The following is a 16,996-nucleotide window of genomic DNA, read 5'->3' on the forward strand; positions in this document are numbered from 1 at the left end:
TCCGGTATCTTATTTTGTTGGCAACGTACATATCCTTGAAGACCGGACTTTTTCAGCCCCTTTCGCTGGCCATCGGCCTGCGTTATGCAGGCTCGAAGCGCAGCAATCGCTTCGTCTCATTTATCTCCCTGTTCTCTACCTTTGGCATTGCCATCGGGGTTGCCGCCCTGATGGTGGTTATTTCGGTGATGAACGGTTTCGAAGGGCAGCTCAAAGGGCGCATCCTCGGGGTGATCCCCCATGTGGTGGTGACCAATCAGGCTGGCCGCATTGATGCAGACCCGCAAGGCTTGCCGGATCTGGCCAAATTACCCCATGTGGTTGCCTCTGCCCCCATGCTCGACAGCGAAGGAATGCTGCAAAGCCCCGGCCAGCTGACCGGGGTGAGCGTGCAGGGGATCGACCCTGCAAAGTGGCCCAAGGATGACATCCTCCACAGCCAGATGCTGGGGGGGCGCCTCGATACCCTGCAGGCGGGTCACTACCGCATCGTGCTGGGGCAGGGGGTGGCACGTCGCCTCAATGTCTCCATCGGCGATCAGGTTCGCCTGATCCTGACCGAGGGGACCCGCTTCACTCCGTTTGGTCGGGTACCGGCCCAGCGCCTCTTTACCGTCTCCGGCATCTTCGGGGTCGGCGCCGATGTGGATAACCAGATTGCGCTGATCGCGCTGGGGGATGCCCAGCGGTTGCTGCGTCTGCCGCCAGAAACCGTCGGTGGCATTCGCCTCTGGCTCGATGATCCCTTTGCCGCTGACGAGGTGATCAAGACGCCGTTGCCGGATGGGCTGCTGTGGCAGGATTGGCGCCGCGAGAGGGGCGAGCTGTTCCAGGCGGTCGCCATGGAAAAACGGATGATGGGGCTGATGCTGGTGCTGATCATCGCCGTCGCTACCTTCAACATCCTCTCCGCGCTGGTGATGGTGGTGACGGACAAAGAGGGCGAAGTGGCCATCCTGCGCACCATGGGCATGAGTGAATCGGGGATTGTCAAAATCTTCATGGTGCTTGGCGCTTCCAGCGGGGTGATTGGCGCCCTGTTTGGCGGGCTGGCTGGCCTAGCGCTTTCCCTGGGTCTCAACCCCCTGCTCAATGCGGTGGGGCTCAACCTCTATATGGCGGCGGGCGGCAGTGGCTTGCCGGTGATTGTCGAGCCGGCTCAGGTCATCACCATCTTGCTGGGCGCCGTGCTGCTGAGCTTCAGTGCCACCCTCTATCCGGCGGCCCGCGCTGCGCGGGTGAAACCGGCCGAGGCGCTGCGTTATGAGTAATGCCGTGAATAATGCATCTTCTGTTGTGACTGGTGCCCCCGTTGTTGCGGGTGCCAGCGTTGTTACCGAGGCAAGTGGAGCCCCTGTTATGAATGAAGCCGTATCCCGTGAACCTCTGCTGCGTTGCCAGGCGCTCAATCATGTCTATAAAGAGGGGGAGCTGGAGACTCAGGTGCTCAAGGGGATCGATCTCTGCGTCGCACCCGGTGAAATGCTGGCGGTGGTGGGGAGCTCCGGCTCCGGCAAGACCACTCTGCTGCATCTGATGGGGGCGCTCGACAACCCCTCCAGTGGCGCCGTGCTGTTCAAGGGGGAGGATATTCACCATTGGGACAGCCGTACCCAGGCCCGTTTTCGCAACCGCGAGCTGGGCTTTGTCTATCAGTTCCACCACCTGCTCTCCGAGTTCAGTGCGCTGGAAAATGCGGCCATGCCGCTCTTGATCGCCGGTGAGTCGGTGGCGGTTGCCACCGAAAAGGCGACCAAAATGTTGGGTAGGGTTGGGCTCTCCCATCGCTTGAACCACCGTCCTTCAGAGCTCTCCGGCGGTGAACGTCAGCGGGTGGCGATCGCCCGGGCGCTGGTCAACGAACCTAGTCTGGTATTGGCGGACGAACCCACCGGCAATCTGGATCACGCCAGTGCCACCGCGGTGTATGAACTGCTGTGTGAACTGAACCGTGAGCTGGGCACTGCGTTTGTGGTGGTGACCCACGACTTGAGTCTGGCGGCCAAGCTCCATCGCCGGGTGACCTTGGTGAGCGGCGTGATGGCGGAGGTTGCCTGATGTTCAAACCGCTGCCCCTCTTTCTGGGCCTGCGTTACAGCCGCTCCCGCCGTCGCAACGGATTTATCGCCTTTATCTCAGCCTCTTCCCTGATCGGTATCGCCCTCGGGGTGATGGCGCTGATCCTGGGCCTCTCCGCCATGAACGGTTTCGAGCGGGAGCTCAAAGACAGGGTGCTTTCAGTGGTGCCGCAAGGTGAGCTGGACGCCGTCGAGCGGCCGCTGCCGGATTGGCCTCGTCTGCGTGACTACCTGCTGGCCCAGCCGGGCGTCGAGGCCGCTGCGCCGGTCATTCGCCTCAATGGCCTGCTGGAGCACGGCTCCGCCCTCAAGGGGGTGCAACTGCGCGCGGTATTGCCGGAGCTGGAAGCCAATTTGTCGGATGCGGGCAAATACATGACGGGCCGCGGCCTGCGTGAGCTGCAACCGGGTGAGCGTGGGGTGATCCTTGGCAAGACCATTGCCGACAAACTGGGAGTCAAGGTGGGTGACACTCTTGGCTTGTTGTTGCCACAAGGGGGTGATCAGACCGGGATCAAGAATCCCCGGCGCGAAGCCCTGACCGTGGTGGGGCTGCTGGAGATCGGCGGTCAGCTCGACGGTCTGCTCGGCTTTATGCATCTGGCTGATGCGCAAGCGATCACCGGTATGGGCAGCGATGTGGAGGGCTTTAGCCTGCGGGTGAGCGATGTGCTCAAGGCGCAATCCATCACGGTAGCCGCCGCACAGCAGTTCCCCCATCATGTTTACATCCGCAGCTGGATGAACAGCCAGGGCTACCTCTATCAGGACATCCAGATGGTGCGTACCGTCATGTATGTGGTGATGCTGATGGTGGTGGCCGTCGCCTGTTTCAACATCGTCTCCACCCTGGTGATGGCGGTGAACGAGAAGCGCAGCGAGATCGCCATCCTCAAGACCATGGGGGCGAGCCCCGGCCAGATCCGGCTTACCTTCGTCATTCAGGGCATGGTCAACGGCGTGGCCGGTGCGCTGCTTGGCGCCCTGCTGGGCGGGCTGCTTTCGAGCAAGCTGACCCAGATCCTTAGCGTTGTCGAAAAGCTCATCGGCCATCGCTTCCTCAATCCGGATATCTACTTTATCGACTTCTTGCCGACCGAGTTGCATATGCAGGACCTGCTCATCGTGACGGGCGCCGCCATCCTGATGAGTCTGGTGGCGACCCTCTATCCCGCCTGGCGGGCGAGCGGTCTGGTACCCTCCCGCGAGCTGGGCCACTGATGGATTGCATCTAATGCGCCATAAATAACGAAGGGCCCGCTGGTGCAAACCGGCGGGCCCTTCTGTTTTCAGGTCACGTAGACTGGCTTAGTGAGCGTTAAGCTCATCGAGTGGCAGGGAGAAGCTGGCCACAAAGGTGTCGATAAAGTAGCGCATCTCATCGCTCATCCGCGCTGCCAGCATGGCCTCGAGGCGCTTGCGAGCCGGTTCAAACTCCCGGTTGCCCGCGTTGATCTCCTCCAGACACTTGGTATAGGCGCAGAGGGTGTCGGCATCTTTCACCAGCCTGGCCAGCTCGGTATCCTGGGCTGCCGAATCGAGCAAGGGGCGAAAGTCCTCCACCAGTTCTGGCGGCAGCATGCCAAGCAGACGCTGCTCGGCGGCCAGCTCTATCTTCTTGTACTCGCGGGCGATCTCGGGATTGAAGTATTTGACCGGGGTGGGTAGATCGCCGGTCAGCACCTCACTGCTGTCGTGATAGAGGGCCATCACGGCGGCGCGGTCGGCATTCACGTTGCCGCCAAACAGCCGGTTTTTGATGATGCCGAGGGCATGGGCCACCATGGCCACCTGCAGGCTGTGCTCGGCAATGTTTTCCGGCTGGATGTTGCGCATCAGGGGCCAGCGATAGATGAGTTTCATGCGGGCGAGATTGGCGAAAAAGTGGCTGGGTAACATGATGGCCTCAACAAAAGAGAATAGAAAAGGGCAGACCCTAGTCTGCCCTTTTTTTCGTTGCAGGGCAGCGTCTGCCCGCGCATTTCCCGCAGTTAGCGGATATAGCGGCCCGATTCCGCCTCCTGGTTGGTCACAATCATCTGGCCGATAGGCGCCAGACTGATGAGTGCCAGCTTGAGGTGCTGGATACCGAACGGAATACCGATAATGGTCACGAAGCAGGCCAGCGCGGAAGCGATGTGGCCGATGGCCAGCCAGACGCCGATCAGCACGAACCAGAGGATGTTGCCAATCAGCCCCAGAGTGCCGGTGCCGATATCGCTCTGGCCAGTCATGGTCTTGCGATTGACGGCCTGCTTGCCAAACGGGAAGAAGGTAAAGGTGCCGATCACGAAGCAGGCACGTCCCCAGGGGATGCCGACCAGCGAGATAAAGCAGACAAGACCGGCCAGCCACCAGGCCAGGCCCATAAAGACACCTCCCAGTACAAACCAGAGCAGATTGAACAAGAAGCGGAAAAAGGCCATGTGAGTGACTCCAGATCATCAATTTGGTTGCCACCATAACGAGGGAGGGGTAGGGACGCAATGGTTGATTGGTCCAATCGCCATTTGGCTGGTCAAATTGAGTCGCCGCCCGCAACGGTGGGCTGTTTTTCGGCGAAAGATGGGTAATAAAGCGGCGTTCGGATGAAAAAAGGTGAGCAAACGCAAAATTATTGCCATCGGATAGTTGAAGTCGGGCACCTCTCTCCCCATATAAAGGGCAGTTTTGCATGAATTGTGCTTGCACGCCGCTCAATGTGGGGGATGTGTGGCTCGACTCGACCAAAGTGCGCCGCTATAATGCCGCGTCATATTTTCTCATCACAAAGACATATCGTTGTCTTTATAAACAGGAAGACTCCGGGCTTTGCCCAGGGGCAATAAAGGGTCAGCACACAGTGCTGAGTTGAACGAGGTAGAAGAATGCAAGTTTCTGTAGAGACAACCCAGGGTCTGGAACGCCGTCTTACCATCACTGTACCGGCTGCTACCGTAGACGCCGCTGTGCGTAAAGAATTGAATGGCCTGGCCAAAACTCGTCGCATCGACGGTTTCCGTCCTGGCAAGGCTCCGGTTGCCATCATCAAGAAGATGTTCGGCGCCATGGCTCACGCCCGCGTTGCTGATGAAATGATGCAGAGCAACTTCATCAAAGCCATCATCGAAAACAAACTGAGCCCGGCTGGTGCCCCGACCATGGATCCGAAAGAGATCAAAGAAGGTCAGGATTTCGAATTCACCGCCACTTTCGAAGTGTATCCGGAGTTCGAAGTTGCAGGTCTCGAGACCATCAAGGTCGAGAAGCCGGTTGCGACTGTGAAGGATGAAGATCTGGCCAACATGATCGACACCCTGCGCAAGCAGCACGCTACCTGGGCTGATGCCGATGTTGCCGCTGCCAATGGCATGCGTGTGACCATGGACTTCGTAGGTTCCATTGACGGTGAAGAGTTCGACGGCGGCAAAGCTGAAGGCTTCAACCTGGTGCTGGGCGCTGGCCGCATGATCCCGGGCTTCGAAGACGCCATCCTGGGCAAGAAAGCAGGCGACGAGTTCACCATCGAAGTGACCTTCCCGGCTGACTACCACGCTGAAAACCTGAAAGGCAAAGAAGCCAAGTTCGCTTCCAAGCTGATCAAGGTTGAAGAGCAGATCCTGCCTGAGCTGACCGAAGAGTTCGTGAAGCGTTTCGGTATCGAAAGCGGTTCTGTTGAAGAGCTGAAAGCCGAAGTGCGCAAGAACATGGAGCGCGAACTGGCTCAAGCCCTGAAAAACAGCGTGAAAGAGCAGGTTCTGAACGGTCTGGTTGAAGCCAACCAAATCGACCTGCCGAAAGCAGCCGTTGCTCAAGAGATCGACGCACTGCGTCAGCAGGCTCTGCAGCGCTTCGGTGGCTTCCAGGGCGGCAACGCTCCCGAGCTGCCGGCTGAACTGTTCCAGGCTCAAGCCGAGCGTCGTGTACGCGTAGGCCTGCTGCTGGGTGACGTGATCCGCACCAACGAGATCAAGGCTGACGATGCCCGTGTAAACAGCATCATCGAGTCCATGGCGACTGCCTACGAAGATCCGAAGGAAGTGATCGAGTACTACCAGAAGAACGAACAGATGCTGAACGGCGTTCGTAACCTGGCAGTAGAAGATCAAGCCATCGACCTGATCCTGTCCAAAGCGCAAGTGACCGAAAAAGAAGTTGCCTTTGACGAAGTGATCAACAAGTCTGGCGCCGCTGCCTAAGAACATTTGACTTAAGGTCAAGACTGTTAAGTATAATGGCTCGTGTGATCTCCACTCGGGCCATTTTATTTTAGGGACAATGCCTTATGTACAAGAACTATAACGATATGACCGATTCTCCCAGCAATGCGCTGGTCCCCATCGTGGTCGAACAGACTGCCAAGGGTGAACGTTCCTACGATATTTACTCCCGTCTGCTGAAAGAGCGGGTGATCTTCCTGACTGGTCAGGTTGAAGATCACATGGCCAATCTGGTGGTTGCCCAGCTGCTGTTCCTCGAGTCCGAGAATCCGGACAAGGACATCTATATTTACATCAACTCGCCGGGTGGTTCGGTGACTGCGGGCATGTCCATCTATGACACCATGCAGTTCATCAAGCCGGATGTCAGCACCGTCTGCATGGGGCAGGCCTGCTCCATGGGTGCCTTCCTGCTGGCTGGTGGCGCCAAGGGCAAGCGTTTCTGCCTGCCTAACGCCCGCGTGATGATCCACCAGCCACTGGGTGGCTTCCAGGGTCAGGCATCTGATATTCAGATCCACGCCCAGGAGATCCTGAAGATCAAAAATACCCTGAACGAGCGCCTGGCGTTCCACACCGGTCAGGACATGGCTACCATCGAGCGTGACACCGATCGTGACAACTTCATGTCCGCCGAGCAGGCCGTGGCCTATGGTCTGGTAGACGGTGTCCTGAGCCAGCGTAGCTGAGCAGGGTGTCCCGGTCTGTTGTAAACTCAACAGGCCGATCCATCCTCTATTGATAAAACGAGGTTGCTGAATGACAGAGAAACGCAAGGGTGAGGGTGATAAGCTGCTCTACTGCTCTTTTTGCGGCAAAAGCCAGCATGAAGTGCGCAAGCTGATCGCTGGCCCTTCCGTCTACATATGTGATGAGTGCGTCGAGCTGTGCAACGACATCATCCGCGAAGAGATCCGCGAGATCTCTCCCAAGCGCGATGGTAACGAGCTGCCAACCCCTCATCAGATCCGCGCTCATCTCGATGACTATGTGATCGGGCAGGAGTATGCCAAGAAGGTGTTGGCCGTTGCCGTCTACAACCACTACAAGCGTCTGCGCAACAGCGGCGAAAACAGTGGTGTGGAGCTCGGCAAATCCAACATCCTGCTGATTGGCCCGACCGGTAGCGGTAAAACCCTGCTGGCCGAGACTCTGGCTCGTCTGCTGGATGTGCCGTTCACCATGGCCGATGCGACCACCCTGACCGAAGCCGGTTATGTGGGCGAGGACGTGGAGAACATCATCCAGAAGCTGCTGCAAAAGTGTGACTACGACGTAGAGAAGGCCCAGCGTGGCATCGTCTACATCGACGAGATCGACAAGATTTCCCGCAAGTCGGACAACCCCTCCATCACCCGCGATGTCTCCGGGGAAGGGGTACAGCAGGCACTGCTCAAGCTGATCGAAGGGACCATCGCTTCCGTGCCGCCGCAAGGTGGTCGCAAGCATCCGCAGCAGGAGTTCTTGCAGGTTGATACCTCCAAGATCCTCTTCATCTGTGGCGGTGCCTTTGCCGGTCTGGACAAGGTGATCGAGCAGCGTTCCGTGAAGGGAACCGGTATCGGTTTTGGCGCCGAGGTGAAATCCAAGGATGCCAAGGCCACCCTGAGCGAGACCTTCGCCAAGGTGGAGCCGGAAGATCTGATCAAGTATGGTCTGATCCCCGAGTTCATCGGCCGTCTGCCGGTGGTCGCGACCCTGACCGAGCTGGATGAGTCTGCGCTTATCCAGATCCTGAAAGAGCCGAAAAACGCGCTGACCAAACAGTACGCTGCGTTGTTCGACCTGGAAGGGGTCGAGCTGGAGTTCCGTGACGACGCACTCAACGCCATTGCTCGCAAGGCGATGGAGCGTAAAACCGGTGCTCGTGGTCTGCGTTCCATCGTGGAAGCCGTGCTGCTGGATACCATGTATGACCTGCCTTCTCTGGAAGGGGTCAGCAAGGTGGTGATCGACGAGACCGTGATCAAAGGGGACTCCGCGCCCTTGATGATTTACGAAAATCCCGAAACCCAGGCTGCTGCATCAGAGTAAATGTCTGATTTTTAATCGAATGGAAGGGGCTTTTTGCCCCTTTCATGCTTTTTACGGTTTCGGCGATTGAATCTCATCTCAGCGCCCCCATATACTCAGCCAAGCGCTTTGCCAACGGTATAACAAGCCGAGAGGACATATATGAACCTAGAGCGTTCAGAACGCATCGAGATTCCCGTCCTGCCTCTTCGTGACGTGGTGGTTTATCCCCACATGGTCATTCCACTCTTTGTGGGGCGGGAAAAATCCATTCGCTGTCTGGAAGCGGCCATGGAGCAGGACAAGAAAGTTCTGCTGGTGGCCCAGAAGGATGCGTCAACCGATGAGCCAACGGTGGAGGAGATCTTCACCGTCGGGACAGTGGCCAATATTCTGCAGATGCTCAAGCTGCCGGACGGCACCGTCAAGGTGCTGGTAGAGGGTGGGCAGCGTGCCCGCCTGGAGCGGATGATCGACGACAAGGATTTCTTTGTCTGCGAGGCCCAGTACATTCCCTCCCAAGCCATTGAGGAGAAGGATCAGGAAGTGCTGGTTCGCTCCGCCATCGGCCAGTTTGAAGGCTATATCAAGCTCAACAAGAAGATCCCGCCCGAGGTACTGACCTCGATCTCGGCGATCGACGATGCTGCGCGTCTGGCTGACACCATGGCGGCCCACATGCCGCTCAAGCTGGAAGACAAGCAGAAGGTGCTGGAGATCGTCTCTGTCTCCGAGCGCATCGAATTCCTGATGGCGATGATGGAGTCGGAAATTGACCTGCTGCAGGTCGAGAAGCGCATCCGTACTCGCGTCAAGAAGCAGATGGAAAAGAGCCAGCGCGAGTATTACCTCAACGAGCAGATGAAGGCCATCCAGAAAGAGCTGGGTGAGCTGGAAGATAGCCCGGATGAGTTTGAAGCCCTCAATCGCAAGATTGAAGAGGCTGGCATGCCGGAAGATGCCCGTGAAAAGGCCCAGGCCGAGCTTGCCAAGCTGAAGATGATGTCTCCCATGTCCGCCGAGGCTACCGTGGTGCGCAGCTATGTGGACTGGATGGTACAGGTGCCGTGGAAGGCGCGATCCAAGGTCAAGAAAGACCTTGGCAAGGCGCAAGAGGTGCTGGATGCCGATCACTATGGCCTTGAGAAGGTCAAGGATCGCATCCTCGAATATCTGGCGGTGCAGGCGCGCGTCAATAAGCTCAAGGGCCCCATCCTCTGTCTGGTTGGCCCTCCCGGTGTGGGCAAGACCTCGCTGGGCCAATCCATCGCCAAGGCGACGGGCCGCAAATATGTGCGTATGGCTCTCGGTGGGGTGCGTGACGAAGCGGAGATCCGCGGTCACCGCCGTACCTATATCGGTTCCATGCCCGGCAAGCTCATCCAGAAGATGGCGAAAGTCGGCGTGAAGAACCCGCTGTTCCTGCTCGACGAGATCGACAAGATGAGCTCGGACATGCGCGGCGATCCCGCATCCGCCTTGCTGGAAGTGCTGGATCCGGAACAGAACAACAGCTTCAACGATCACTATCTGGAAGTGGATTATGACCTGTCGGACGTCATGTTCGTGGCTACCTCCAACTCCATGAACATCCCGGGTCCGTTGCTGGACCGGATGGAAGTGATCCGTCTCTCCGGTTACACCGAAGATGAGAAGCTCAACATTGCCAAGCAGCATCTGGTTGCCAAGCAGATCCAGCGTAACGGCCTGAAAGAGTCCGAGATCACCATCGAAGATTCTGCCCTGGTCGGAGTGATCCGTTACTACACCCGCGAGGCGGGTGTGCGGAGTCTGGAGCGCGAGATCTCCAAGATTTGTCGCAAGGCGGTCAAGCGCATCCTGCTGGACAAGAGCATCAAGCATGTTCAGGTCAATCAGGAGAACCTCAAGGAGTTCCTCGGGGTGCAGCGTTTCGATTACGGCAAGGCCACCGACCAGAATCAAGTGGGTCAGGTGTGTGGTCTGGCGTGGACCGAAGTGGGGGGCGATCTGCTCACCATCGAGACCACCAACATGCCGGGCAAGGGCAAGCTCACTTATACCGGTTCTCTCGGTGATGTGATGCAGGAGTCCATCCAGGCGGCCATGACCGTCGTGCGTGCCCGTGCCGAGAAGCTGCGCATCAACGCCGACTTCTACGAGAAGCGCGATATCCACGTGCACGTACCGGAAGGTGCAACCCCGAAAGATGGTCCGAGCGCCGGTATCGCCATGTGTACTGCCCTGGTCTCCAGCTTGACCGGTAATCCGGTTCGTGCTGATGTGGCGATGACAGGGGAGATCACCTTGCGCGGCGAAGTGCTGCCCATCGGTGGTCTCAAGGAGAAGTTGCTGGCAGCCCACCGTGGCGGCATCAAGCGAGTGCTTATTCCGAAAGAGAACGAGCGTGACCTTGAGGAGATCCCGGCAAACGTCAAACAAGACCTTGAAATTTATCCGGTTCGCTGGATTGACGAGGTGCTGGAATTGGCGTTGCAGGACAATCCACAGGGGTTTGAGCGCGTTTCTGTCGTGTAAATGTTGATGCGCCGCAAATTTGGCGCATTCGGCGGGTGGTTAAGGCTTGCATGCGCCCGATAACGGAAGTAGCCTTGACCACCGATCGGGTACTCGTGATGAGTCGCAATGCGTTGTGTGGCGCGGGTTTGCGCCAGATTGTCACTTGCAACTGATCAGGAGGCTTGCTATAAAACCTCCACTTGTTGTGGCCAGGGAAATCAGCGCCGCAGCGGTGTTTGATAAAAGGGGAATATAAGAGTGAATAAATCTCAACTGATTGACAAGATTGCAGACGGTGCCGATATCTCCAAAGCTGCCGCTGGCCGTGCGTTGGATGCCTTCATTGATGCTGTTGGTGAAGCGCTGAAAGAGGGTGACCAGGTTGCTCTGGTTGGTTTCGGTACTTTCGCTGTACGCGAGCGTGCTGCCCGTTCAGGCCGTAACCCGCAGACTGGCGCGACCATCGAAATCGCTGCTGGTAAAGTTCCTGCCTTCAAAGCCGGTAAGGCCCTGAAAGACGCTGTTAACTAAGTCGGTCGCTGATATCCGTCGGCTACCGTCCTTGGTCGCAGACCAGACAAGTTAGAGAGTCTTCTCTCATACTGATTGACCAAGGCGCATCGCAATCGGTGCGCCTTTTTATTGTTTACGCCCATCGAGTTCGGGAGCATAAGTACAAACATGATGTTGGATAAACTACGCGAAGGGGCGCAGGGCAAGGTAGCCAAGGTTATCTTGGGCCTGATCATCCTCTCCTTTGCCTTGGCTGGTGTAGGTAGTTACCTGAACGGCCCGGCCCGTACCGCCCCCGCCACCGTCAATGGCACCGAGATCAGTGCTGCGGCACTGGAAAATGCCTACCGTAACGAGCGCGCCCGCATGGAATCCCAGATGGGAGAGGCATTCAGCCAGCTGGCCGCGAACCCCGATTACATGAAACAGTTCCGTCGCGGCGTGCTGGATCGGCTGATCGATCAGGCTCTGCTGGACAGCAAGGCCCGTGAACTGGGTCTGCGTATCAGTGACGAACAGATCAAGCAAGCCATCGTGGCCATGCCGGAGTTTGCCGAGAATGGCAAGTTCAACAATGACCGCTATCTGCAGCTGATCCGTCGTGCCGGCATGACTCCTGAAATGTTCCGTGACTCCCTGCGTCAGGACATGGTGCGTCAACAGTTGATGAGCGCTCTGCTGGGCACCGAATTCTCCCTCAAGGGGGAAGCGGAGCAGCTCGACAAGCTCTACAACCAGACTCGCGATCTGCGTCTGGTGCGTCTGGCGGCCGCCAACTACATGGCTGACGTTCAGGTCTCCGACAACGAGCTGGAGCAGTACTACAAGACCAATGGCGCCCGTTTCATGAACGACGAGCAGGTCAAGGTCGACTATCTGCTGCTGGACGCTGCCAACCTCGCCAAGGATATCAAGGTCACCGAGCAGGATGCCCAGGATTACTACGATCAGCACCAGGATCTGTTCCAGCGTGCCGAGCGTCGCCACGTGGCTCACATCCTGATCCCGTTTGGCAAGGATGAGAAAGCGGCCGAGCAGAAAGCAGAAGCAGTGCTGGCCAAAGCCAAGGCGGGCGATGATTTCGCTGCGCTGGCCAAGGCTGACTCTTCCGATACCTTCTCTGCCAAAAAAGGCGGCGAGCTGGACTGGTTCGAGAAAGGGGTGATGGATCCGGCTTTCGAGAAAGCTGCGTTCGCCCTGGACAAGGCTGGCGATCTCTCCGGCGTGGTGAAGAGCCCGTTCGGTTTCCACATCATCAAGCTGCTGGGGGTTGAAGCAGCCCAGACCAAGCCGTTTGCCGATGTGAAAGAAGAGACTATCACTCGTCTGCAAGCTGACAAGGCCAAGGAGAAATTCTTCGCCGAGCAGCAGAAGATGGCTGACAACAGCTTCGAAAACCCGGACTCGCTGGATCTGACCGCTGATGCCATGGGGATGAAGGTTCAATCTTCCGATTTCTTCACCCAGGCGACTGCTCCGGCTCCGCTGAACGATCCCAAGGTGCTCTCCGTGGCGTTCTCCGAACAGCTGCGCGATGACAACACCAACTCCGACGTGATCGAGCTGGCTGACGGCAAGGCGCTGGTGCTGCACATCACTGGTCACAAGCCCAAAGCGGTCAAGCCGCTGGCTGAGGTGAAAGAGCAGGTGATTGCCGCCATCAAGCATGACAAGGCTAGCGAAGTGGCCCGTGGCAAGGCCCAGGGCCTGCTGGACAAGCTGAAAGTCGGTGAGAGCATCACCGCCGATCTGACTGCACTGGGTCTGAAAGTGGAGACCCACAAAGGGGTTGCCCGCTTCGATCGCGAGCTGGATCAGAACCTGATTGCCCAGGCGTTCACGCTGCCCCATCCGATCGACGGCAAGCCGAGCGTGGCTCTGGTTGCCGAGACCAATGGTGACCGCGTTGTGGTTGCGCTGGACAAGGTCAACGTCCCTGCCGCCGCATCCGGCATGGCCGCCATGCTGCAAGCTCAGCTGGGTCAGGGCAAAGCCCAGGTGGATTACAAGTCTCTGATCGACGAGTTGCGCAAAGCAGCCAAGATCGAGTACTTCACCAGTGTGGAAGCGACCGTCGAGTAATCGGCACTGCGCAATCCATTGAAAACGGCTCCTTGATGGAGCCGTTTTTTTATCTGTGGGCAAGAGGGGGGAGACTCAAGCTCTGTGCTCTTCGTGTAGTCACACCGCGGCTATACGTCCTGATACGTGATATAAAAAAACCGGCACCTGAGTGCCGGTTTTGCATTGCGCACTTGTGCAGGAGCGGGGTTATACCACGCCCTGGGTGCGCAGGTAATCCTCGTAGGTGCCGCCGAAGTCGCGGATACCATCTTCGCTCAACTCCAGAATGCGGGTCGCCAGAGAGGAGACGAATTCGCGGTCGTGGGAGACGAAGATCAGGGTGCCCTTGTACATCTCGAGGGCCAGGTTCAAGGATTCGATAGATTCCATGTCAAGGTGGTTGGTCGGCTCATCCATGATCAGGATGTTGGGGCGCTGCATCATCAGCTTGCCGAACAGCATGCGGCCCTGTTCACCACCGGAGAGCACCTTGACCGGCTTCTTGATGTCGTCCTGGGAGAAGAGTAGACGGCCCAATACGGAGCGCACAGCCTGCTCGTCTTCGTTATCCTGTTTCCACTGGGCCATCCAGTCGAACACGTTGAGGTCGGTATCGAAATCTTCGGCGTGATCCTGAGCGTAGTAACCGATCTGGGCGTTCTCGGACCACTTGATGGTGCCGGTATCCGGTGCCAGATCGCCGACCAGCGTCTTGATCAGGGTCGATTTACCGATACCGTTGGTACCCAGAATGGCGACCTTCTCACCCACTTCCAGCATCATGTTGAGGCCCTTGAACAGGGGGGCCTCACCATAACCTTTGGACAGGCCTTCGATCTCCAGAATGTTGCGGTAGAGCTTCTTCTCCTGCTCGAAGCGGATGAAGGGGTTCTGGCGGCTGGAGACCTTCACTTCCTCAATCTTGATCTTGTCGATCTGCTTGAGGCGGGAGGTCGCCTGGCTGGATTTGGAGGCGTTGGCACTGAAACGGGAGACGAAGGATTGCAGATCGGCGATCTGGGCCTTCTTCTTGGCGTTGTCGGCCAGCAGACGCTCGCGCGCCTGAGTGGCGGCCAGCATGTAGTCATCGTAGTTGCCCGGATAGACGCGCAGCTCGCCGTAGTCCAGATCCGCCATGTGGGTACAGACGGAGTTCAGGAAGTGACGGTCGTGAGAGATGATGATCATGGTGCTTTCACGTTCGTTGAGCACCTGCTCCAGCCAGCGAATGGTGTTGATATCCAGGTTGTTGGTCGGTTCGTCCAGCAGCAGGATATCGGGGTTGGAGAACAGCGCCTGTGCCAGCAGCACCCGCAGTTTCCAGCCCGGGGCCACTTCGCTCATCGGGCCGTTGTGCTGCTCGATGGGAATACCGGCACCCAGCAGCAGTTCACCTGCGCGGGACTCGGCGGTATAGCCGTCATACTCGGCGACCAGACCTTCCAGCTCGGCGGCCTTCATGTAGTCGTCGTCGGTGGCTTCTAGGTTGGCGTAGATGGCATCGCGCTCGGCGATGGCCGCCCACAGCTCGGTGTGACCCATCATGACTACGTCCAGTACGCGCATATCTTCGTAGGCGAACTGATCCTGACGCAGCTTACCGATGCGCTCGTTGACGTCCAGGCTCACATTACCGCCAGTGGGCTCCAGATCACCGCCGAGGATCTTCATAAAGGTGGACTTGCCACAGCCGTTGGCGCCGATAAGGCCATAGCGGTTGCCGCCGCCAAACTTGACGTTGATGTTCTCAAACAGCGGCTTGGCGCCGAACTGCATGGTGATGTTGTTGCTACTTAACAAGGTATGTGTCCCGATTGGTCTGTCAAATGGCGCGCATTATGGCACAGATCCCCCGAAAGTTTTAGCGAGAAGTGTGATCTTGATCGGGGCAAGCGGGGCGTGCAGCCGATTGATGGGCAATAAAAAAAGCCGGCGCGAAGCCGGCTTGGAAGGATGAACTTGATCTGTTAGTGGGAGGTGGCGCCAGAGGCACCCAGCCCGGTCTGGGAGCGAACGAACTGCGGCATGAACTTGGCGTGTTCGTCGGCGGCGTTCTGGGAGCTGTCGGTGATGGAGAAGAACCAGATCCCGACGAAGGCCAACCCCATGGAGAAGAGGGCAGGGTATTCGTAGGGGAAGATAGCCTGGGCATGGCCCAGCACTTTCACCCACACGGTCGGGCCCAGGATCATCAGGGTCACGGCGCTCACCAGTCCCAGCCAGCCACCGTAGACGGCGCCACGGGTTGTCAGGCGTGACCAGAACATGGAGAGGAACAGTACCGGGAAGTTGCAGCTGGCGGCGATGGAGAAGGCCAGACCCACCATGAAGGCGATGTTCTGCTTCTCGAACAGGATCCCCAGACCAATGGCAACCACACCCAGCACCAGAGTCGTCATTTTGGAGACACGTAGTTCATCGGTCTCGTTGGCCCTGCCCTTCTTCAACACGCTGGCATAGAGGTCATGGGAGACCGCAGAGGCACCGGCCAGGGTCAATCCGGCAACTACCGCCAGAATGGTGGCAAATGCCACGGCGGAGATGAAGCCGAGGAACAGACTGCCACCGACCGCATTGGCCAGATGGACGGCCGCCATGTTGGTGCCGCCCAGCAGGGCGCCGGTGGCGTCCTTGAAGGCCGGGTTGGTGCTCACCAGCAAGATGGCGCCAAAGCCGATGATGAAGGTGAGGATGTAGAAGTAGCCGATAAAGCCGGTGGCGTAGAACACCGATTTACGCGCCTCTTTGGCATCGCTCACAGTGAAGAAACGCATCAGGATATGGGGCAGACCGGCGGTACCGAACATCAATGCCAGACCGAGCGAGATGGCGGAGATGGGGTCAGCAACCAGGCCACCCGGGCTCATGATGGCGATCCCTTTCTCGTGCACCTTGACCGCTTCGCTAAACAGGGCACCGATATCGAAGTTGACCGATTTCATGACCATGATGGCCATGAAGCTGGCACCGGAGAGCAGCATCACTGCCTTGATGATCTGCACCCAGGTGGTGGCCAGCATGCCGCCAAACAGCACGTAGAGCACCATCAGGATACCGACCAGCACCACGGCCACATGGTATTGCAGGCCAAACAGCAGCTCGATCAGCTTGCCGGCACCGACCATCTGGGCGATCAGGTAGAGGGCGACCACCACCAGCGAACCACAGGCGGAGAGGGTACGCACCTCAGTTTGCTTGAGACGGTAGGAGGCAACATCGGCAAAGGTATATTTGCCAAGGTTGCGCAGCCGCTCGGCGATCAGGAACAGAATGATGGGCCAGCCCACCAGAAAACCGATGGAGTAAATCAGGCCATCGTAGCCGGAGGTGTAGACCAGCGCGGAGATCCCGAGGAAGGAGGCGGCGGACATATAGTCACCGGCGATGGCCAGACCGTTCTGGAAGCCGGTGATACGGCCACCGGCGGCATAGTAGTCGGAAGCCGAGCGGTTGCGCTTGGAGGCCCAGTAGGTGATGAACAAGGTGGCGGCTACAAAGATCACGAACATCACGATGGCCGACACATTGAGGGGTTGGCGTTGTACCTCGCCGGTCAGCGCATCCGCTGCCAGCAGGGGGGAGGAGGCCAGTGAGGCCAACAGCAGCCACTTGCCTTTCATGCTTTTTGCG

Annotated in this window: 13 protein-coding genes; 9 read left to right on the forward strand and 4 right to left on the reverse strand. The window is 58.0% G+C overall.

Going from position 1 to position 16,996, the window contains the following annotated elements:
- Positions 1-35: 35 nt before the first annotated feature.
- From AB5Y99_RS14480 to lolE, 3 genes are all read left to right on the forward strand, one after another.
- Positions 36-1,271, forward strand: coding sequence for a lipoprotein-releasing ABC transporter permease subunit (locus tag AB5Y99_RS14480; RefSeq protein ID WP_005345085.1), 1,236 nt, complete (start codon positions 36-38; stop codon positions 1,269-1,271).
- 88 nt (positions 1,272-1,359) lie between these two features.
- Positions 1,360-2,058, forward strand: a complete 699-nt coding sequence (lolD, locus tag AB5Y99_RS14485) for a lipoprotein-releasing ABC transporter ATP-binding protein LolD (protein ID WP_005336988.1) — start codon at positions 1,360-1,362, stop codon at positions 2,056-2,058.
- A complete protein-coding gene (gene lolE, locus AB5Y99_RS14490; RefSeq protein WP_005360064.1) occupies positions 2,058-3,299 on the forward strand; it encodes a lipoprotein-releasing ABC transporter permease subunit LolE in 1,242 nt (413 codons plus the stop codon). Before lolD ends, lolE begins: the two co-directional genes overlap by 1 nt.
- 87 nt (positions 3,300-3,386) lie before the next feature.
- Here the strand turns inward: lolE and yfbR are convergent, their stop codons facing one another.
- Entirely contained in the window at positions 3,387-3,977 is a 591-nt protein-coding gene (gene yfbR, locus AB5Y99_RS14495) for a 5'-deoxynucleotidase (protein ID WP_139734674.1), read from the reverse strand.
- Positions 3,978-4,069: 92 nt separating this feature from the next.
- Positions 4,070-4,504 (reverse strand): YccF domain-containing protein, encoded by a 435-nt coding sequence (locus AB5Y99_RS14500; protein ID WP_005336982.1) that lies wholly within the window; start codon positions 4,502-4,504, stop codon positions 4,070-4,072.
- Positions 4,505-4,945: 441 nt separating this feature from the next.
- Here AB5Y99_RS14500 and tig point away from each other — a divergent pair, with 441 nt between their 5' ends.
- From tig to ppiD, 6 genes are all read left to right on the forward strand, one after another.
- The gene (tig, locus tag AB5Y99_RS14505; protein ID WP_005345092.1) at positions 4,946-6,256 is read left to right on the forward strand and encodes a trigger factor; all 1,311 of its coding nucleotides are present in this window, start codon (positions 4,946-4,948) and stop codon (positions 6,254-6,256) included.
- 86 nt (positions 6,257-6,342) lie between these two features.
- Complete coding sequence (gene clpP, locus AB5Y99_RS14510; RefSeq protein ID WP_005336979.1) at positions 6,343-6,966, forward strand: ATP-dependent Clp endopeptidase proteolytic subunit ClpP; 624 nt, start codon at positions 6,343-6,345, stop codon at positions 6,964-6,966.
- Between the two features lie 70 nt (positions 6,967-7,036).
- A complete protein-coding gene (clpX, locus tag AB5Y99_RS14515; protein ID WP_005336977.1) occupies positions 7,037-8,311 on the forward strand; it encodes an ATP-dependent protease ATP-binding subunit ClpX in 1,275 nt (424 codons plus the stop codon).
- A 141-nt stretch (positions 8,312-8,452) separates the two neighbouring features.
- A complete protein-coding gene (lon, locus tag AB5Y99_RS14520; protein ID WP_005336976.1) occupies positions 8,453-10,807 on the forward strand; it encodes an endopeptidase La in 2,355 nt (784 codons plus the stop codon).
- Between the two features lie 240 nt (positions 10,808-11,047).
- Positions 11,048-11,320, forward strand: coding sequence for a nucleoid-associated protein HU-beta (hupB, locus tag AB5Y99_RS14525; RefSeq protein ID WP_005315375.1), 273 nt, complete (start codon positions 11,048-11,050; stop codon positions 11,318-11,320).
- 150 nt (positions 11,321-11,470) lie between these two features.
- The gene (gene ppiD, locus AB5Y99_RS14530) at positions 11,471-13,384 is read left to right on the forward strand and encodes a peptidylprolyl isomerase (RefSeq protein WP_160880833.1); all 1,914 of its coding nucleotides are present in this window, start codon (positions 11,471-11,473) and stop codon (positions 13,382-13,384) included.
- Between the two features lie 189 nt (positions 13,385-13,573).
- On the opposite strand, the gene AB5Y99_RS14535 is transcribed toward ppiD, so the two are convergent.
- Entirely contained in the window at positions 13,574-15,166 is a 1,593-nt protein-coding gene (locus AB5Y99_RS14535; protein WP_005336974.1) for an ABC-F family ATPase, read from the reverse strand.
- Between the two features lie 167 nt (positions 15,167-15,333).
- Entirely contained in the window at positions 15,334-16,986 is a 1,653-nt protein-coding gene (locus tag AB5Y99_RS14540) for a cation acetate symporter (RefSeq protein WP_368210023.1), read from the reverse strand.
- Between the last annotated feature and the right edge of the window lie 10 nt (positions 16,987-16,996).

The sequence above is a fragment of the Aeromonas sp. R4-2 genome, from assembly GCF_040908295.1.
Lineage (GTDB): Bacteria > Pseudomonadota > Gammaproteobacteria > Enterobacterales > Aeromonadaceae > Aeromonas > Aeromonas veronii.